Source organism: Streptomyces sp. NPDC029122 (assembly GCF_055569445.1).
Genome location: NZ_JBVHWK010000042.1, coordinates 36,409 through 50,347, shown reverse-complemented (window position 1 = coordinate 50,347; position 13,939 = coordinate 36,409). Strand labels below are relative to the sequence as shown.

The window sequence follows — 13,939 nt, the reverse complement described above, 5'->3', positions numbered from 1 at the left end:
CCCCCCCCCCCCCCCCCCCCCCCCCCCCCCCCCCCCCCCCCCCCCCCCCCCCCCCCCCCCCCCCCCCCCCCCCCCCCCCCCCCCCCCCGGGGTCACGGGGTCCGGCGGTCCGTCAGGCGACCGGCCCGCCCGCGTTGTGGATCAGCCGCCGGAGCACCTTCATGGTGGTGACGTAGTCCGCGTCGTCGATGCCCTCATGGAGGGCGGCGCGGATCGCGGGGGCGTTGCGCGCGAGCTCGACCCGGGCCCGTTCCCCCTCCTCGGTGAGCCACAGCCGCTGTCCGGCGTCCCGGGTCAGCCAGCCGCGCTCGAGGAGCACTTCGGCCTCCGCGGCCAGATCGTCCTCGGGCCGGATGTAGGAGGCCATGGCCGCCCGCAGTTCCGGCAGGGTCATCCCCTCCCCGTCGGGGGAGATGTCGTTCGCCGACAGGTTGCGCAGGAGCCAGAACTGGGGCTGGGTGTAGCCCTTCTCGACCTGCCGGGCCCGGGTGAACGCGATGAGCGCCTCGTAGGCGAGACCGGTCCAGTACGCGGCGGGCTGGCCGGCGAGTTCGGCGTCGGTCATCGGCTGGGTCGTCATGGGGGCCTCCTGAGCATTCCGGCGCGGATCCTGCACACCGTGCAGGTCATGCGGAAAACGTACGACCTCAAGCGCGGTTGAGGGCAAGCGGATGATCTCCCGGAAGCGGCAGGACCTTCCTAGGCGTGCCCGCCGTGCAGGGTCAGCGCCCACGTCAGCAGCCCGAACGCCACCGTGCACAGGACCGTGCGCCACACGTTCGCGCGGACCCACGGCCCCTCGAACGCGCGGCGCACGGCGGCCGGATCGGTGATCCGGTCCACCGGTCCGGCCTGCTCCAGGGCGTTGTTGAGCGGGATGTTCACCCGGGCGGTGACGGCCATCGCGAGCAGGTACGCGACGAACGCGCCGGCCAGCGGCAGCAGGGCGCGGCGTCCGTCACCCGGCAGGTGCAGGCCCAGGGCGAGCCCGGTGAACAGCAGCGAGCCGACGTAGCCCAGCAGGAACCAGCCGTTGAGGATGGCCACGTTGATGCGCTGCATCGTCTCGACCGCCGTCCGGTCGGACGCGGCGCGCAGGCCGGGCATCACCGCCACCGAGAACCCGTAGAAGAGGCCGCCGACCAGGCCCGTCGTGATGGTCGCGGCGATCAGTGACACCAGCCGTGCCGTTTCCATGTGTCCCCCGTACGCGTAGGTGCCGCAGGTGCGCGCCGTGCGCCGCGGTGGCCGGATTCTCGCCCATTCCCGGCCGTTGCGCTGCTGATCCGCGCCGTTCCCGTCCGATCCCACGGTCGTGCGCGCGCCACCACCCGTGGCATCGCACGGGCCCAACAGCCCTGCCGGTCAGGCCGGATGACCGGTTCCGGGGGCACCCCCCGCGCGCGGTACCCTCCCGCTGGGCCCGCACGCCCGCCAGGACGCCGGAGAGGAATCAGACCGTGACCGACCCGAAGCACAGGCTGGACGCACTGCGGTCCGACATCGAGCGCCGCAACCCCGCCCAGCCCGAGTTCCACCAGGCCGTACGGGAGGTCCTGGACACCCTGGCCCCCGTCTTCGCGGCGCGCCCCGAGTACGCCGAGGCCGGGCTCGTGGAGCGGCTCGTGGAACCGGAGCGGCAGATCATCTTCAGGGTGCCGTGGACGGACGACCACGGGCGCGTGCACGTCAACCGCGGCTACCGGGTGGAGTTCAACAGCGCGCTCGGCCCGTACAAGGGCGGGCTGCGCTTCCACCCGTCCGTGGACATCGGCGTGGTGAAGTTCCTCGGCTTCGAGCAGATCTTCAAGAACGCGCTGACCGGGCTGGGCATCGGCGCCGGCAAGGGCGGCAGCGACTTCGACCCGCACGGCCGCTCCGACGCCGAGGTCATGCGCTTCTGCCAGTCCTTCATGACCGAGCTCCACCGCCACATCGGCGAGCACACCGACGTCCCGGCCGGGGACATCGGCGTCGGCGGCCGCGAGATCGGCTACCTGTTCGGCCAGTACCGGCGCATCACCAACCGCTGGGAGGCCGGCGTCCTGACCGGCAAGGGGCAGGGCTGGGGCGGCTCCGCGATCCGGCCCGAGGCCACCGGTTACGGCAGCGTCCTGTTCGCCGCCGAGATGCTGAAGGTGCGGGGCGAGTCCCTGGACGGCCTGACGGCCGTGGTCTCCGGCTCCGGGAACGTGGCCCTGTACACGGTCGAGAAGCTCCAGCAGCTCGGCGCCAACCCGCTGACGTGCTCCGACTCGCAGGGCTACGTGGTCGACGACAAGGGCATCGACCTGGCGCTGCTGCGGCAGATCAAGGAGGTCGAGCGGGGCCGTGTCAGCGAGTACGCGGCCCGGCGCGGCCCCTCGGCCCGCTTCGTGCCGGGCGGGCGGGTCTGGGAGGTCCCGGCCGACGTGGCGTTCCCCTCCGCGACCCAGAACGAACTCGGCGCCGACGACGCGCGCACCCTCATCGGGAACGGCGTCAAGGCGGTCTCGGAGGGCGCCAACATGCCCACCACTCCCGAGGCGGTCCACCTCTTCCGGGCGGCGGGCGTCGCCTTCGGCCCGGGCAAGGCCGCCAACGCGGGCGGCGTCGCGGTCAGCGCCCTGGAGATGGCCCAGAACGCGGGCCGCACGGCCTGGACCCGCGACCGGGTCGAGTCGGAGCTGGCCGGCATCATGAGCGCGATCCACGAGGTGGCGTACGAGACGGCCGCCCGCTACGACGCCCCGGGCGACTACGTCACGGGCGCCAACATCGCCGGCTTCGAACGCGTGGCGGACGCGATGCTGGTCCAGGGCGTGATCTGACCCCCGGCCCCGCAGGGCCCGTGTCCCCGGTGACGGGACGCGGGCCCGCTCGTCAGGCCGGGGCGCCGCCGGCTTCCGCGACCCGTCGCGCCAGCTCGGCGAGCCGCTCGCGGCCGGTGACGGAGTCGGGGTGGCCGACGCCGAGCGCGCGTTCGAGATCGGCCGCGAGTGCGGTCATCAGATCGAGGGCGGCGACGGGGTCGCCCGCCTTGGCGGTGTGCCGGACGTGCTGGTAGCGGCCGGCCAGGGTGCGGCGGTGGTCGGGTCCGAGGACGCGGGCCTGGTCGCGAGCGAGCCCCTCGTAGAGGTCGCGCGCCGTGGCGTGATCCCCCGCTTTCGCCGTGTTGCGGGCGTGCTGGCGACGGCTGTTGAGGGTGTCGGGGTGGTCGGCGCCGAGGACCCGGGTCTCGTCGGAGACGACGGCCGCGAAGAGGTCGCGTGCGGTGGCGGCGTCGCCGGCCGCTGCCGTGTAGAAGGCGTGCTGGAAGCGGCTGACGAGGGTGTGGGGATGGTCGGCTCCCAGGACGCGTTCGCGGTCGAGGACCAGTGCGGCCATCATGCGGCGCGCGGTGACGGGTGCGCCTGCCGATCCGGTGAAGTGCGCGTGCTCGAAACGGCTGTTGAGGGTGTCGGGGTGGTCGGCGCCGAGGATACGGGTCTGGTCCTGGACGAGTTCCCCGTACAGGTCTTCCGCCTCGGCGGGCGCGCCGCCCATGCCGGTGTAGTAGGCGTGCGCGTAGCGGCTGCTCAGCGTGGAGCGGTGGTCGGGTCCCAGCACGCGCTCCTCGTCCCGGAGGAGCGCGGCCGCGAGGTCCCGCGCGGTGACGAAGTCGCCGGCTTCGCCGGTGTAGTAGGCGAGCTGGTAGCGGCTGTGCAGGGTGTCGACGTGGTCGGCGCCGAGGACGCGGGTCTCGTCGGAGACGAGGGCGGCCGTGAGGTCGCGTGCGGTCGCGGGTGCGCCCGCCTCGCCCACGGACCGGGCGTGCTCGTGCCGGCTGCGGAGGGTTTCCGGGTGGTCCGGGCCCAGGTAGCCGGCCGAGGCCGTGGTCAGCCGGCCGTAGAGGCGGGCCGCCTCCCCGAAGTCGCCGCCGTTCTCCGCGGCCTCGGCCTCGGCGCGGAGTTCGCGGGCCGTGTTGTTCCGCACGTCCGGGCTGGTGGAGGGCTTGTCCGGGACAGTGGCCGGTGAGGGCTCGCCGAGTTCCCCGAGTTCCCCGGTGATGCGGTGGACCGTGTCGCTGTCGGTGTCGTTGACCGCCGTCACGCGGGCCAGGGTCGCGTCGACGTCGTCGCCCACGGGGTCCGGGGAGGCGGCCGGCGGAGTGGACGGGGTGAGGCCGGGGAGACCGTCCGAGGGGGCCTGGCCGCCGCCCTGGCCGCGCAGCCGCTCCAGCTCCTCCGCCAGCGCGGCGATCTGTTCCTGAAGGCGCCCGGCCAGGGCCTCGGCCTGCCGCTTCTTCTCCTCGGCCCGGCCCAGTTCGCCCTCGGCCTTGGCCTGCTGGGATTCCGCGCGCGCCAGCTTCGCCCGGGCCGCCTCCAGGGCCTCCTGGCCCGCGGCCCGGTCGCGCTCGCGGCTCAGGGTGCCGACCCGTTCGTTCAGCTTGTGGATCATCCCGAGCAGGATCCAGATCAGCCGCGCGGCGTTGTCGGCGGTCTGGCGCAGCTCCGCCTGCTGCTCCAGGGCGCGGGTCAGCCGGTCGTACGTCTCGATCTGCTGCGCCTGCACGGCCGTCAGGTCCACCACCGCCGCGCCGGCCGCCCGCGCCGCCGGTTTCGCGGCCCGGGGCGGGTGCAACGCCTCGTACAGCAGGGCCTCCGCCTCGCCGCGCCGGCGTTCGCGCAACGGCGCGGGGACCGTGGCCCCGATCAGTGAGGTGACGAACCGCTGCGGCGGGATCCGCCCACTGAGCAGCGAGCTGACCTGCGACTTGGAGTAGTCGATCTCCTTCGCCAGGTCGGCCAGGGTCTTGCCGGAGCCCTCCACCTGCGCGCGCAGGAACGCGGCCAGCCTGCCCGCGCCCGGGTTCACGGGCCGGATCTCCTTCCACGGCCGGCCCTTGGGCCTGTCCGTTCCCGCCAACGAGGTACCCCCTGTCGCGCGTGCCGCGCCCTTGTCCGGTCCGTCCAGGACGAGCGGCCCTCCGTCCGCAACTTATCTGCGATGTTCCGCCCGGAGGGTCCGGACAACCCAACTCCCCCCGATGGTGCGTCCACCGGCCGCACCCCGCGGCCCCACCCCGAAGGGCCCGGCCATGACCGACCTCCTCCCCGTCCTCTCCGTCGCCGCCGACGTCCTCACCCTGATCGGATCGGGGCTCTCCCTCACCCTCGAGGTCCGCCGGGTCCGCCGCGAGGCCATCGCCGCGGCCGAGGACCCCCAGAACCCCGAGACCCCCGAGAACCCCGAGGAGTGAGCGGGCCCGGCGTACGAGGGCCGCTCGGGCGGGCCTCGGGGGCGGCGGCGTAGCCTGGGGGCCCGCCCGCCACCGACAGGGAGTTGCCGCGTGCTGACCGCGCTTGACGGGACGTACGGCGACCGCGAGGACGCCATCGGCGTCGCCGGCCGCACCGCCTCGTACGAGGAACTGCTCGGCGCGGCGAGGGCCGTGGCCGCCGACGTCGCCGGAGCCCCCGCCTTCGCCGTGACGGCGACCGCCTCCCTCGAAACCGTGGCGGCGGCCGTCGGCGGGCTCCTGGCCGGGGTGCCCTTCGTACCGCTGCCCCCCGACGCCGGCCCGGCCGAACGCGAGCACATCCTGCGGGACTCCGGCGCCGTCGAGACCACCGTCGACTTCGCCCGGCGCTCCGCCGCCGCCCCGCCCCGCGGCGGCGGCCCGAAGGACCCGGCGCTCATCCTGTACACCTCGGGGACCACCGGCCCGCCCAAGGGCGTGGTCCTGACCGCCGACGCCCTCGCCGCCGACCTCGACGCCCTCGCCGAGGCCTGGCAGTGGAGCGCCGAGGACACCCTGGTGCACGGGCTCCCCCTGTTCCACGTGCACGGCCTCGTCCTCGGCGTCCTCGGCGCCCTGCGCACCGGCAGCCGCCTGGTGCACACCGGCCGCCCGGCCCCGCGGGCGTACGCCGCCGCCCGGGGCAGCCTGTACTTCGGGGTGCCGACCGTGTGGTCCCGCATCGCCGCCGAACCGGAGCACGCGGCCGCGCTGTCCGGGGCCCGCCTCCTCGTCTCCGGCAGCGCCGCCCTGCCCGCGCCCGTCTTCCGGGACCTGGAGCGCCTCACCGGCCACCGCCCCGTCGAGCGCTACGGGATGACCGAGACCCTGATCACCGTCAGCGGCCGCGCGGGCGGCGAGGTCCGGCCCGGCACCGTCGGCACCCCCCTGCCCGGCATCCGCACCCGGATCGCGGCCGAGCCGGGCGCCGAGATCGGCGAACTCCAGCTGACCGGGCCCACGCTGTTCTCCGGCTACCTGGGCCGCCCCGAGGCCACCGCGGCCGCGTACACCGAGGACGGGTGGTTCCGTACGGGCGACATCGCCGCCGTCGACCCGCGGGACGGGGTCCACCGCATCGTCGGCCGGGCCTCCATCGACATGATCAAGTCCGGTGGCTACCGCATCGGCGCGGGCGAGATCGAGAATGCCCTGCTGGACCACCCCAAGGTCGCCGAGGCGGCCGTCGTCGGGGTCCCGGACGCGGACCTCGGACAGCGCATCGTCGCCTTCGTCGTCGCCGAAGGGGTCACCGGCCCCGAGCTCACCGACTTCGTCGCCGCGCACCTGTCGGTGCACAAACGCCCGCGCGAGGTCCGCTTCGTCCCCGCGATCCCGCGCAACGCCATGGGCAAACCGCAGAAGAAGCTCCTCCTCACCGACCGGACCGGGGACGCCCGGTGAGCACCACCGCGCAGGGGAGCCCCTGGATCCGCCGCTTCCACCCGCCGACGGCGCCGCCGGGGAACGTACCGGTCCTCGTCGTCCTCCCGCACGCGGGCGGCAGCGCCTCCTTCTACTTCCCGCTCTCCCGCGACCTGGCCGCCCACGCCGAGGTGCTCACCGTCCAGTACCCCGGCCGCCAGGAGCGGCTGGGGGAGCCGAGCCCGGACACCGTCGCCGGGCTCGCCGACGGGGTGGAACGGGCGCTCCTGCCGTGGCGCGACCGGCCCCTCGTCCTGTTCGGGCACAGCATGGGCGCGGTCCTCGCCTACGAGCTGGCGCGCCGGCTGGAGGCGGCCGGCGACACGCCGCGCGGCCTGATCGTCTCCGGGCGCCGCTCCCCGCTGATCGTGCGGGAGGAGAACCTCCACACGCGGGACGACGACACCCTCCTCGCCCGGGTGCACTCCCTCTCCGGCACCGACCCCGCACTGCTGGCGGACCCGGAGTTCCGGGCGCTGATCCTCCCGGCGCTGCGCAGCGATTACAAGGCGGCCGAGACCTGGCGGTACGAGCCGGGACCGCCGCTGCGCACTCCCGTCAGCGTGTTCTGCGGGGAGTCCGACCCGCGGGCGAGCGTGGCCGAGGCGATGGGCTGGCGGGCGCTGACGGGGGCGGGGTTCGGCTTCCGGAGCTTCCCCGGCGGGCACTTCTACCTGGCCGAGCAGCACGGGGCCGTGGTCCGGGCGGTGGCCGAGGACCTGGCGGCGTTCACCGCGGCGAAGTAGCGGGTCCGGCCGGGCGGGGCCGTGCGCCGCGCCCGGTCATCCGCGGGCGCGGAGGTAGGCGTCCAGCGCGGCGGCACCGGCCAGCAGGGCCCGGCCCCGGGCGGACAGGCGGCCGTGCCAGTCGTGCAGGGCGGCCTCCAGGGGCTCCAGGCCGCCGGCCGCGCGGACCCGGCCGATCAGCGGGGCGATCCGCTCCAGCGGGTAGCCGCCCCGGCGGAGTTGGCGGGTCAGCCGGGCGTCCCGTACGGCGGCCCCGTCGTAGACGCGGTACCCCGTCCGGGGATCGCGGTGCGGGCGTACCAGCCCGGCGCCCTCCCACTTGCGCAGGGTGGCGGGCCGGATCCCGAGCTTCGCCGCCAGCGGGCCGATGAAGGTGCCGCCGGGCTCGGGGAGCGGGACCGGCTCCAGGTCGCGCAGGGCGCTCTCCACGGCGCGGAGGGTCCGGCGGTCCTCGAGCAGCTGCGCGTGGCTCTCGTCGACGAGGCGGAAGGCGTCCTCGGCCGCCCCCTGGTTCACGGCCCGCATGATCGCCGCCGCTGTCGGGTGGCCGTGACCGGGCACCAGGGCGAGGAACGCGCGCAGGGCGTCCGCGTGCAGCGGGGTGTAGGCGCGGTAGCCGTGGGGCGACCGGGCGGCGGCCGGGAGGATGCCGGCCTCCTCGTAGTTCCTGACCGCCTGGGTGGAGAGACCGTGCCCGCGTGCCAGGTCGACCGGCCTCAGCTGCCGGGGGGTTTTAAGGTTCTGGCCCATGGGAGGCGAGAATAGCGGCCAAAGTTTCAACCGAAGGTTCAACGATAGCGTTGAAGCCATGGCGACCCGCATCAAGGAAACCGTCCATGCCGTCGACGCTGCCGCAGTTCTGCGACTGCTGCCGGAGCGGCCCCGGCTGCTCGCCCTGGGCGAGCCCACCCACGGCGAGGACACCCTGCTCCACCTGCGCAACGAGCTCTTCCGGCAGCTCGTCGAGGAGGGCTACCGGACCATCGCGATCGAGAGCGACTGCCTGAGGGGCCTCGTCGTGGACGACCACGTCACCACCGGCGAGGGCGTCCTCGGCGAGGTCGTGGACCACGGCATCAGCCACGACTGGGGCACCTCGGCGGCCAACCGCGAGCTGGTGCGCTGGATGCGCGCCCACAACGAGGGACGGCCGGCCGGGGAGCGGGTGCGCTTCGCCGGTTTCGACGGCCCGCTGGAGATCACCGGCGCCGCGAGCCCCCGTCAGGCCCTCGTCGCGCTCCACGGCCGCCTCGCCGCCCGGGTGGACGCGGACCTGCTGCCCTGCACGGGGGCGACCCTCGACCGGCTGCTGGGCGCCGACGGCCGGTGGACCGAACCCGCCGCGATGAGGGACCCGGCCCGGTCCGTCGGGAGGTCGGCCGACGCCGGTCGGCTGCGGCTGATCGCGGACGACTTGGCGGCGCTGGTGGAGGAGCAGGCCCCGCACCTGATCGCGGCCGCCGGGCGCGAGGGCTGGGACCGGGCGCGCCTGTACGCGCGGACGGCCACGGGACTGCTGCGCTACCACCACTGGATGGCCGACGACTCGCCCGCCCGTCTGGCCCGTCTGGTAGGGGTCCGGGACCAGATGATGGCCCGCAACCTGCTGGCCCTCGCCGAGCGTGGACCGGTGTTCGTCCACGCCCACAACACCCATCTCCAGCGCGAGAAGAGCTCGATGCGGATGGGCGGGGCGCCGCTGGAGTGGTGGAGCGCCGGTGCGCTGGTGGACGCCCGTCTCGGCGAGGAGTACGCCTTCGTGGCGACGGCCCTCGGCACGATCCGGCACCGGGGCGTGGAGGCGCCGGAGCCGGACACCCTCGAAGGGCTCCTGTACGCGCTCCCGGAGGACCGCTGCCTCGTCGACGCCCGGCGGCTGGCCGCCGTGCTCGGCGACGCGCCGCCCCCCGCGCCGCGCGCCTCCGCCTGGTTCGGCTACTTCCCCTTCGACCCCGCCCGCCTGGCCGGCAGCGACGGGCTGGTCTTCGTCAAGGACCTTCCGTAGCTCCGCGGCCTGTCGCGGCGCCCGCTGCACCGGCGCGGCCGGGACCCTTAGGGTCGGCGGGACCGGGAGAGAGGGAGAGCCGTGGCGACCGACATCGTGATCGCGCAGACCACCGTCGACGACGAGGAGCGGGCACGGGTGCTCGCCCGGGGCGCGGTGGAGGAGCGGCTCGCGGCCTGTGCGCACGTCGACGCTCCCCTCACCGCCGTATACAGGTGGAGGGGGAGCGTCGAGACGGCCACCGAGTGGCGGGTCTCCTACAAGACCACCCGGGACCGTCTGCCGGCCCTCGCCGAGTGGGTCGCGCGGACCCATCCCTACGAGGTGCCCGAGTGGATCGTCCTGCCCGTCGCCGGCGGATCGGCCGCCTACCTGGCCTGGGTCGCCGAAGAGAGCGGTCAAGAGAGCGGTCAAGGGACGTAGGTGGCTTCGTTGCGGCGCCCTGCCGGACGCCGACGCGGTCCGCGCCGTCTGCGCCGCCGTCGAACGGCCCGTCAAAGCCTGACGACCGCCGCCCCTCAAGCTGTCCGTGGCCGACCTCGGCGCCCTCGGCGTACGCCGGATCGGCACCGGCTCCGCGCTCTCCCGCGCCGCGCTCGGCGCCCTCACCCGCGCCGCCCGCGAGATCACCGGGACGGGCACCTTCGGCTTCGTCGCGGACTCCCTCCCGTACGACGAGGCCAACGCCCTGCCGGCCGCCGCCCCCGTCCCGTCCGCCGGTCCGGAGAGCGATCCGGCACCGTGGGCCTTCCGTACGCGTCACCCGCCGCCTCCGCACCGGCCGAGGCCCCCGCCGTCAATCCGGACCCGCACGCGCCGACCCCCGGCAGGGTGAATCCGGCCGTCTTCACCTTCGGCGCGGCGGCCCACCGCTGCCCGGGGGCGGAGCCCGCCACGGCCCTCGCCACCGCGGTCGTCACCGAACCGAGCGCGGCAGGCTTGGGTACCACCGCGACCCCCGCCTACCGCCCGCCGGCGAACGCACGGATCCCGCTCCTAGGGCCGTCCCCGACGGAAGCCGACGCAGCCCCGCGAACGCGATCAGGCCGGGTCGGCCGCCCCTATACCTTCAGACAGGACGAACCGTACGATGTCGGACACCCTTCACCTCTGGATGCGGCACGAGGCCCGCCCCACCGAACGCCGGGCACCCCTCACCCCCCAGGACGCCGCCCGCCTCACCGCGGCCGGCATCCGGATCACCGTCGAGGAGTCGGACCAGCGCGCCTTCCCCCTCACCGGCTACACCGCCGCCGGCTGCGCCACCGCCCCCACCGGCTCCTGGCACGAACAGGCCCCCGACGACGCGTACGTCCTCGGCCTCAAGGAACTCCCCGCCGGGCCCGGCGCCCCCGCCCTGCGCCACCGGCACATCTACTTCGGCCACGCCTACAAGGGCCAGGCAGGCGCCCGCGAGCTGCTCGCCCGCTTCACCGAGGGCGGCGGCGCCCTGCTCGACATGGAGTACCTCACCGACGAAGCCGGCCGCCGCGTCGCCGCGTTCGGCTACTGGGCGGGCTACGTCGGCGCCGCCCTCGCCGTCCTGCACCAGCGCGGCGCCCTCACCGCCCCGCTGCGCCCCACGGACCGCCCCACCCTGGACGCCCTCCTCGCCGCCGGCGCGTCCGCCCCCGGCACCGCCACCGCCCTCGTCATCGGGGCGCTCGGCCGCTGCGGCCGCGGCGCCTGCGACGCCCTCGTCCAGGCCGGGCTGGAGCCCACCCGCTGGGACCTCGCCGAGACCCGGAACATCGACCGGCCCGCCCTCCTCGGCCACGACCTGCTGGTCAACACCGTCCTGACCACCGCCCCCGTACCGCCCTTCCTGACCAAGGCCGACCTCGACGACCCCGGTCGCCGGCTCTCCCTGGTCAGCGACGTCACCTGCGACGTCACCTCCGACTGCAACGTCCTGCCGGTCTACGACGAGACCACCACCTGGACCGAGCCCGTACGCACCCTCCGCGAGGGCGAACGCCGCCTCGACCTCATCGCCATCGACAACCTCCCCTCCCTCCTCCCCGTCGAGGCCGCCACCGCCTTCTCCGCCGAACTCGCCCCGCACCTGCTGCGGCTGGCCGAGTGGGACGGCGTCTGGGCCCGCGCCCTGCACACCTTCGAGGCGGCCGTCCAAGCCCAGGAGGCACCCCGTGACCACTGACCAGCGGCGCGCCGGAGGGGGCGGCTGCGGCGCCGCCCCCTCCGTACGGTTTCCGGCTACTCGGCGATGTAGGTGTGGCCGCTGTAGGCGTACACCAGGAGCTCGAGTTCGAGTTCAGGGTCCACCACGGTGCCCCCGGTGGGCTCGAAGTGCTCGTACCGGTTCCCGTTGAGGACCTTCACCTTCGCGCTCGTGTCCTCCACGTAGCGGATGCGGTCCAGCGCTTCGACACTGGTCGCGGGACCGCCGCTGAGTATGACGTTCGGGCTCTGCGCTGTCATGGTCGTCGTCTCCTTCGGCCGGGTGCGGAGGCAGCAGCCTCACTGCCTGCCCGCACACAATGGGGGATACCGCTAAAGCTGGTCTAAACCGGAGGAACCGCCCGCCCTACGATGCCCACGAGCCCGGGGCGCGGAAGTCCTCGTCCTCCGCCGGCCAAGGGGCGCGGAGCGGCCGCGGGTCGGGCGGGGCGATCTCGGCGCCCATCATCCGGGCGGTGAGCAGCATGGCGATGGCCGCGACCTCCTCCAGCGTGGGGGACCCGCCGACCACGTGGAAGGCCGCCTGCTGGAGCCGGTCCCCGGCGGGGTTCACAGGGGGAGGTTCCCGTGCTTGCGGCTGGGGCGCGGCGCGTGCTTGCCGCGCAGCATCTCCAGCGCGTCGATGAGCCGGGACCTGGTCTCGGCGGGGTCGATGACGTCGTCCACAAGGCCTCGTTCCGCGGCGTAGTAGGGGTGCATCAGCTCGGTCCGGTATTCCTTGATCTTCATCTGGCGCACCGTGTCGGGATCGTCGGACGCGGCGATCTCGCGGCGGAAGATGACGTTCGCCGCGCCCTCCGCGCCCATCACGGCGATCTCGTTGGACGGCCAGGCCAGCGCGATGTCCGCGCCGATGGAGCGGGAGTCCATGACGATGTACGCGCCGCCGTAGGCCTTGCGCAGGATCAGCGAGATCCGCGGCACGGTGGCGTTGCAGTACGCGTACAGCAGCTTGGCCCCGTGCCGGATCACCCCGCCGTGCTCCTGGTCCACGCCCGGCAGGAATCCCGGTACGTCGACCAGCGTCACCAGCGGGATGCTGAAGGCGTCGCAGAACTGCACGAAGCGCGCCGCCTTCTCGCTCGCCTGGATGTCGAGGACGCCCGCCATGCAGGAGGGCTGGTTGGCGACGATGCCGACGGTCCGCCCGCCGAGCCGGGCGAGGGTGCAGACGACGTTCTGCGCCCACCGGCCGTGGATCTCGAAGTGCTCCCCGTGGTCGACGACCTCCTCGATCAGCTCGCGGATGTCGTACGACTGGTTGGGGCGCGACGGCACCAGGTCGGCCAGGCGCTCGCAGCGCCGGCCGGGCGGGTCGTCGGTGTCGCCGGCGGGCGGCAGCTCGCGGTTGTTGGCGGGCAGCAGCGACAGGAGGTAGCGCACGTCCTCCAGAGCGCTCTCCTCGTCGTCGTACGCGAAGTGCGCGACGCCGGAGGTCCCCGCGTGGCTGTCGGCCCCGCCGAGGGTCTCGCTGGTGACGGCCTCGCCGGTGACCGCCTGGACCACGTCGGGTCCCGTGATGAACATCTGCGAGGTCCCGCGGACCATGAAGACGAAGTCGGTCAGCGCGGGAGAGTACGCGGCCCCGCCGGCGCACGGGCCCATGACCACGGAGATCTGCGGGATCACCCCGGAGCTGCGCACGTTGCGGGTGAAGATGCCCCCGTAGCCGGCGAGCGCGGTGACGCCCTCCTGGATGCGGGCGCCGGCCCCGTCGCACAGGCCCACCAGGGGTGCCCCGGTGGTCTCGGCGAGGTCCATCAGCTTGTGGATCTTCTGTGCGTGGGCCTCGCCCAGCGCGCCGCCGAAGATCCGGAAGTCGTGGGCGTACGCGAAGGCGGTCCGGCCGTGGACCAGTCCCCACCCCGTGATGACGCCGTCGGTGTGCGGCTTCCTGTACTCCAGGCCGAAGCCGGTGGCACGGTGCCGTCGCAGCCCTTCGATCTCGGTGAACGTCCCCTCGTCGAAGAGGAGTTCGAGTCTTTCGCGGGCGGTCAGCTTGCCCTTGGAGTGCTGGGCCTCGGTCGCCTTCTCGCTCGGACCCCGTACCACCTGCTCCCGCAGGACGGCGAGCTCCGCCGTGCGCTCCCGCAGTGACGAGTACCGGATCTCCTCCTGGGTGCTCATGAGGGCCCCTTTCGACGCAGACGCGCCGGTCCGGCCGGTGCGCGGCGACGAGCGTCCGGCGGAGGGCTAAAGCCGGGCTTGCACGGGGCCGCCCGGACACCGGCGCCCACCGCACCCGGAACCCGGGGCACCCCTACCTCGCCCGTGCGGACCCCACTGCACGCGCCGCGCCCG

General features: G+C 74.4%; 15 protein-coding genes. 8 read left to right on the top strand and 7 right to left on the bottom strand.

Annotated elements, in window-relative coordinates; translation table 11 throughout:
- Nucleotides 1-112: 112 nt before the first annotated feature.
- The gene (locus tag ACZ4WZ_RS32285) at nt 113-580 is read right to left on the bottom strand and encodes a MarR family transcriptional regulator (RefSeq protein ID WP_467896454.1); all 468 of its coding nucleotides are present in this window, start codon (nt 578-580) and stop codon (nt 113-115) included.
- A gap of 119 nt (nt 581-699) precedes the next feature.
- Nucleotides 700-1,197, bottom strand: a complete 498-nt coding sequence (locus ACZ4WZ_RS32280) for an anthrone oxygenase family protein (RefSeq protein WP_467896452.1) — start codon at nt 1,195-1,197, stop codon at nt 700-702.
- A gap of 263 nt (nt 1,198-1,460) precedes the next feature.
- Here ACZ4WZ_RS32280 and gdhA point away from each other — a divergent pair, with 263 nt between their 5' ends.
- Nucleotides 1,461-2,810, top strand: a complete 1,350-nt coding sequence (gdhA, locus tag ACZ4WZ_RS32275) for an NADP-specific glutamate dehydrogenase (RefSeq protein ID WP_467896451.1) — start codon at nt 1,461-1,463, stop codon at nt 2,808-2,810.
- Nucleotides 2,811-2,862: 52 nt separating this feature from the next.
- On the opposite strand, the gene ACZ4WZ_RS32270 is transcribed toward gdhA, so the two are convergent.
- Nucleotides 2,863-4,836 carry a tetratricopeptide repeat protein gene (locus ACZ4WZ_RS32270; RefSeq protein ID WP_467896450.1) on the bottom strand — a complete coding sequence of 658 codons (1,974 nt, stop codon included), beginning with the start codon at nt 4,834-4,836 and terminating at the stop codon, nt 2,863-2,865.
- Nucleotides 4,837-5,059: 223 nt separating this feature from the next.
- Here ACZ4WZ_RS32270 and ACZ4WZ_RS32265 point away from each other — a divergent pair, with 223 nt between their 5' ends.
- The 3 genes from ACZ4WZ_RS32265 to ACZ4WZ_RS32255 all read left to right on the top strand — a co-directional run bounded on the left by ACZ4WZ_RS32265 (nt 5,060) and on the right by ACZ4WZ_RS32255 (nt 7,431).
- On the top strand, nt 5,060-5,221 hold the full coding sequence (locus ACZ4WZ_RS32265; protein ID WP_467896448.1) for a hypothetical protein: 162 nt from the start codon (nt 5,060-5,062) through the stop codon (nt 5,219-5,221).
- Between the two features lie 90 nt (nt 5,222-5,311).
- Entirely contained in the window at nt 5,312-6,664 is a 1,353-nt protein-coding gene (locus tag ACZ4WZ_RS32260; protein ID WP_467896446.1) for an AMP-binding protein, read from the top strand.
- Nucleotides 6,661-7,431: a thioesterase II family protein gene (locus ACZ4WZ_RS32255; protein ID WP_467896444.1), complete on the top strand. Its 771-nt coding sequence runs from the start codon at nt 6,661-6,663 to the stop codon at nt 7,429-7,431. Before ACZ4WZ_RS32260 ends, ACZ4WZ_RS32255 begins: the two co-directional genes overlap by 4 nt.
- Before the next feature lie 36 nt (nt 7,432-7,467).
- On the opposite strand, the gene ACZ4WZ_RS32250 is transcribed toward ACZ4WZ_RS32255, so the two are convergent.
- Nucleotides 7,468-8,181 carry a MerR family transcriptional regulator gene (locus ACZ4WZ_RS32250; protein ID WP_467896443.1) on the bottom strand — a complete coding sequence of 238 codons (714 nt, stop codon included), beginning with the start codon at nt 8,179-8,181 and terminating at the stop codon, nt 7,468-7,470.
- Between the two features lie 58 nt (nt 8,182-8,239).
- On the opposite strand from ACZ4WZ_RS32250, the gene ACZ4WZ_RS32245 reads away from it, so the two are divergent.
- From ACZ4WZ_RS32245 to ACZ4WZ_RS32230, 4 genes are all read left to right on the top strand, one after another.
- Nucleotides 8,240-9,436: an erythromycin esterase family protein gene (locus tag ACZ4WZ_RS32245; protein ID WP_467896441.1), complete on the top strand. Its 1,197-nt coding sequence runs from the start codon at nt 8,240-8,242 to the stop codon at nt 9,434-9,436.
- A gap of 81 nt (nt 9,437-9,517) precedes the next feature.
- A complete protein-coding gene (gene cutA / locus ACZ4WZ_RS32240; RefSeq protein WP_467896440.1) occupies nt 9,518-9,859 on the top strand; it encodes a divalent-cation tolerance protein CutA in 342 nt (113 codons plus the stop codon).
- Between the two features lie 106 nt (nt 9,860-9,965).
- On the top strand, nt 9,966-10,271 hold the full coding sequence (locus tag ACZ4WZ_RS32235) for a hypothetical protein (protein WP_467896438.1): 306 nt from the start codon (nt 9,966-9,968) through the stop codon (nt 10,269-10,271).
- A gap of 255 nt (nt 10,272-10,526) precedes the next feature.
- Nucleotides 10,527-11,597 carry a saccharopine dehydrogenase gene (locus ACZ4WZ_RS32230; RefSeq protein ID WP_467896436.1) on the top strand — a complete coding sequence of 357 codons (1,071 nt, stop codon included), beginning with the start codon at nt 10,527-10,529 and terminating at the stop codon, nt 11,595-11,597.
- 56 nt (nt 11,598-11,653) lie between these two features.
- On the opposite strand, the gene ACZ4WZ_RS32225 is transcribed toward ACZ4WZ_RS32230, so the two are convergent.
- From ACZ4WZ_RS32225 to ACZ4WZ_RS32215, 3 genes are all read right to left on the bottom strand, one after another.
- Nucleotides 11,654-11,878: a DUF5988 family protein gene (locus ACZ4WZ_RS32225; protein WP_467896434.1), complete on the bottom strand. Its 225-nt coding sequence runs from the start codon at nt 11,876-11,878 to the stop codon at nt 11,654-11,656.
- A 106-nt stretch (nt 11,879-11,984) separates the two neighbouring features.
- On the bottom strand, nt 11,985-12,191 hold the full coding sequence (locus ACZ4WZ_RS32220) for an acyl-CoA carboxylase epsilon subunit (protein ID WP_467896432.1): 207 nt from the start codon (nt 12,189-12,191) through the stop codon (nt 11,985-11,987).
- A complete protein-coding gene (locus tag ACZ4WZ_RS32215) occupies nt 12,188-13,765 on the bottom strand; it encodes an acyl-CoA carboxylase subunit beta (RefSeq protein ID WP_467896431.1) in 1,578 nt (525 codons plus the stop codon). Before ACZ4WZ_RS32215 ends, ACZ4WZ_RS32220 begins: the two co-directional genes overlap by 4 nt.
- Nucleotides 13,766-13,939: the final 174 nt, after the last annotated feature.